Here is a 4,124-nt window from a genome sequence, read left to right on the forward strand (position 1 = left end):
CAGTCGATCGGCCAGCCGCAGTGCATACCCCTGGGCGAGGCCCTGCCGCGAGCCGAACTCGTTGTATATGGTCTGCCGGCTGATCCCCGCGGCGCGGGCCACGTCCGCCAGCGTGATGGCCGACCAGTCGCGGGTCAGCAGCAGCTCACGCATCGCGTCGAGCACCGAATCGCGCAACAGGGCCCGCGACGCTTCGGCGTACGGGACCCGTTTCACATGCGCGAGGGTACTGCTTACTGCGCGCATTACGAACGCGCGACTTCAACCATCTCGAAGTCGGATTTCGCCGCACCGCAGTCCGGGCAGCTCCAGTCCTCCGGGATGTCGTCCCAGCGGGTGCCGGGCGCGATGCCGTCTTCCGGCCAGCCCAGCGCCTCGTCGTACTCGAAGCCGCATTGCACACACACGAACAGCTTGTAGTCATTCATCGATTTGCTCCCATCGGTTCGAAGTCGATCTTTTCCCGTACCCCGCAGTCCGGGCAGCACCAGTCATCGGGAACCTCGTCCCACGATGTGCCGGCCGGAAAGCCTTCCCGCTCAGCGCCTTTGGCTTCGTCGTAGACGTAGTCGCAGACCGGGCAGCGGTAGGCGGCCATCATGCCGCCGCCCCATAACGGGCCAGCAGCTGCTGCCGACGGCGCGGATGGACGTTCGCGCGGCTGATGTCGCCGCCATAGTGCGCAAGCACGCGGTGGTCCATGACCTTCCGCCACAGCGGCGGGAAGTAGGTCAGCGCGATCATCGACGCGTAACCACTGGGCAGGCTCGGTGCGTCGGCGAAGCTGCGCAGCGTCTGGTAACGCCGCGTCGGGTTGGCGTGGTGATCGCTGTGCCGCTGCAGGTGATACAGGAACAGGTTGGTCACGATGTGATCGGAGTTCCAGCTGTGCTTCGGGGCGCAGCGCTCGTAGCGGCCGTTGGCCGTCTTCTGCCGCAGCAGGCCGTAGTGCTCGAGGTAGTTCACCGATTCCAGCAGCGAAAAGCCGAAGACCGCCTGGATGATGACGAACGGGATCAGCGCCGGGCCGAACACCGCGATCAGCACCCCCCACAACACGACCGACATCAGCCAGGCGTTGAGCACGTCATTCGACAGGTACTCTTTGGCATTCCAAGGGCTCACGCCCAGCCGCCGCAGCCGCTGGGCCTCCAGTCGCCACGCCGAGCGCAGACTGCCAAAGACGCTGCGCGGCAAGAACTCCCAGAACGCCTCGCCGAATCGGGACGACGCCGGGTCCTCTGGCGTGGCTACCCGCACATGGTGGCCACGGTTGTGCTCGATGTAGAAGTGCCCATAGCAGGACTGGGCCAGCGTGATCTTGGCCAGCCACCGTTCCAGCGACTCCTTCTTGTGGCCCATCTCGTGCGCAGTGTTGATCCCGACGCCACCGAGCGTGCCCACCGACAGGGCCAGGCCGATCTTGGCCGGCCAGCTGAGCGACCCCTCGAAGCCCAGCCAGCTCAGGTCCGACGCCGTGAACAGATACGCGCCGACGACGACGCTGGCGTATTGGAACGGGATGTAGATGTAGGTGCAGTAGCGGTAATAGCGGTCGTTCTCCAGCCGCTCCATGACTTCGTCAGGCGGGTTCTGCCCGTCAGGGCCGAAGCGCAGGTCCAGCGCGGGCAACACGATGAACAGCAGGATGGGACCGATCCAAAACAGCGCTTGGGAGGCGGTCCGCCAGCCGGCCTGGTTCATTGCCCACACGATGGGCAGGATCACCAGCAGCGCCGTCGGCGCGATCAGGCCCAGCAGCCACAGATAGCGCTTCTTGTCTTGCCACACCACCACGTCGGTGTCGGCTTGGTTGGCCAGTTCACCGGCCATATCGTCCACCCTCCTCGTGAGTTAGAGCACGTTGGGTTTGGACAATACCGGGTTCTGCGTCTTCTGTCTAGACACAAAGACCGTTTTTGTAAAACCGGTTACGGCGCTGCGGGCGTCGGCTCCGCTTCTGGGCTGGTGTCGCTGCTGGGTGGGCGATTGGCCAGCACCGAGTGCCGGCGCCCGTAGCCGACGTAGATGACGACGCCGACGACCATCCAGATCGCGAACCGAATCCAGGTCAACGCGGTGAGGTTGAACATCAGCCACAGGCATGCGGCGACGGACGCTAGCGGCACTAACGGCGACCATGGAACTCGAAAACCCCGCCGCAGGTCAGGACGAGTTCGGCGCAGCACGACGATCCCTGCCGAGACCAAGACAAACGCGAACAGTGTTCCTACGTTGACCATCTCCTCGAGCTTGGCCATCGGAAACACCGAGGCCGCCACCGCAACCAGCAGCGCGACCAGGACCGTGATTCGGACCGGAGTGCCGCGTGGGCCCGTCGTAGCCAACGGACGCGGCAACAACCCGTCGCGGGACATCGCGAACAGCACCCGGCACTGACCGAGCATCAGCACCATCACCACCGTCGTCAGCCCCGCCAACGCCCCGATCGAAATGACTTCCGAAGCCCAGCGCACGCCGTTCGCGGTGAAGGCGGTGGCCAAGTTCGCGTGCCGGCCACTGGGGGTATCCCGCAGTTCGGTGTATCTAACCATCCCGGATAGCACCACCGAGACTGCGACGTAAAGGACCGTGACGATCCCCAGCGTTGCCAGGATCCCGCGCGGGACATCGCGGTGCGGCTCCTTGGTTTCCTCGGCCATGGTGGCCACGATGTCGAACCCGATGAACGCGAAGAACACGATTGACGCCCCGGCCAACACGCCATACCAGCCGTAATGGCTGGTTTGCGCGCCGGTCAACAGCGACAACACCGATTGGTCGACGCCGGTTCCACGGTGTTCGGTTTCCGGCGGGGGGATGAACGGCGAGTAGTTGGCGCTCTTGATGTAGAAGGCGCCCACGACCACGACCAGCACCACGACCGAAATCTTGATAGCGGTGACGACGGCGGAAAAGTGTGACGACAGTTTGGTGCCCAGTGCCAGCAGCGTTGCCAAGAACGCGATGATCAGCAGCGCACCCCAGTCGAGGCTGTAAGAGCCGAAAGTCACTGTCTCCTTGACGAACCCGAACACCGTCCCGAAATAGCTGGACCAGCCCTTGGCCACTACAGCCGCACCAATGGCCAGTTCCAGGACCAGGTTCCAGCCGATGACCCAGGCCAGGAACTCACCGAAGGTGGCATAGGAGAAGGTGTACGCGCTGCCGGCCACCGGCAGCATCGAGGCGAACTCGGCGTAGCACAGCGCTGCCAGCCCGCAGGTGGCTGCCGCGATCAGAAACGATATCCAGATCGCCGGGCCGGTGATGTTGCCGGCGGTCGATGCGGTCACCGTGAAGATGCCCGCGCCGATAACCACCGACACGCCGAACACCACGAGATCCCACCAGGACAGGCTCTTGCGCAGCTGCGTGGTCGGCTCGTCGGTGTCGGCGATCGACTGTTCGATTGACTTGGTGCGCCATCGACCGGCCATGAACCGGGACAGTACCGAGTACTCTCCGAGGATGCGCGGCGAAACCACGCAGCGAAACGCCCGGAAAAAAGCAATAGTGATCGGTGCCAGCATCGCGGGGTTGTGCGCGGCGCGCGTGCTCTCGGATGTCTACGACCGGGTGACGCTTTTCGAACGCGACGACCTGCCGAGCGCCCCGGCCAACCGCAGCGCGGTCCCTCAGGGACGTCACCTGCACTTGCTGATGGCCCGCGGGGCCCAGGAGTTGGACAGCTTGTTCCCTGGCCTGCTCGCAGACATGGTCGCCGCTGGCGTGCCCATGCTGGAGAACCGGCCGGATTGCATTTACTTCGGCGCCGCCGGACACGTACTGGGCACAGGGCACACGCTGCGTGAGGAGTTCACCGCCTATGTGCCGAGTCGCCCACACCTGGAATGGCAGATCCGGCGCCGGGTCAGCCGCATCACCAACGTCGAGATCCACAAGCGCTCGGTCGTCGAACCACGTTTTGACGTTGACGCGCAGCGGGTGACCGGGGTGCTACTGGACTCGCCGACCGAGCCCGATTTCGTCCGGGCTGATCTGGTCGTGGACGCGACCGGCCGCGGAAGCAGGTTGCCGGTCTGGTTGTCGCAGTGGGGTTTCCAGCAACCCCGCGAGGACGTGGTCGACGTAGGCATCGGCTACGCGTCGCACCAGTTCCG

Annotated in this window: 6 protein-coding genes; 1 reads left to right on the forward strand and 5 read right to left on the reverse strand. The window is 64.6% G+C overall.

Going from position 1 to position 4,124, the window contains the following annotated elements:
* The 5 genes from VFA16_RS13280 to VFA16_RS13300 form a co-directional block, all read right to left on the reverse strand.
* Positions 1–246 (reverse strand): helix-turn-helix domain-containing protein (locus VFA16_RS13280; protein WP_324968263.1); only part of this gene is annotated, 246 nt, incomplete at its 3' end.
* Positions 246–428 (reverse strand): rubredoxin, encoded by a 183-nt coding sequence (locus VFA16_RS13285; protein WP_324968264.1) that lies wholly within the window; start codon positions 426–428, stop codon positions 246–248. The genes VFA16_RS13285 and VFA16_RS13280, both read right to left, overlap by 1 nt.
* On the reverse strand, positions 425–598 hold the full coding sequence (locus VFA16_RS13290; RefSeq protein ID WP_324968267.1) for a rubredoxin: 174 nt from the start codon (positions 596–598) through the stop codon (positions 425–427). Before VFA16_RS13290 ends, VFA16_RS13285 begins: the two co-directional genes overlap by 4 nt.
* Positions 598–1,833 (reverse strand): alkane 1-monooxygenase, encoded by a 1,236-nt coding sequence (locus VFA16_RS13295; RefSeq protein ID WP_324968265.1) that lies wholly within the window; start codon positions 1,831–1,833, stop codon positions 598–600. The genes VFA16_RS13290 and VFA16_RS13295 overlap by 1 nt, the downstream gene beginning before the upstream one ends.
* 98 nt (positions 1,834–1,931) lie before the next feature.
* Entirely contained in the window at positions 1,932–3,440 is a 1,509-nt protein-coding gene (locus VFA16_RS13300; protein ID WP_324968266.1) for an amino acid permease, read from the reverse strand.
* Positions 3,441–3,513: 73 nt separating this feature from the next.
* On the opposite strand from VFA16_RS13300, the gene VFA16_RS13305 reads away from it, so the two are divergent.
* Positions 3,514–4,124, forward strand: a 611-nt coding sequence (locus tag VFA16_RS13305) for an FAD-dependent oxidoreductase (RefSeq protein WP_414687714.1), incomplete at its 3' end; no start/stop codon positions are given.

This window comes from Mycobacterium sp. (assembly GCF_035653355.1).
GTDB lineage: Bacteria > Actinomycetota > Actinomycetes > Mycobacteriales > Mycobacteriaceae > Mycobacterium.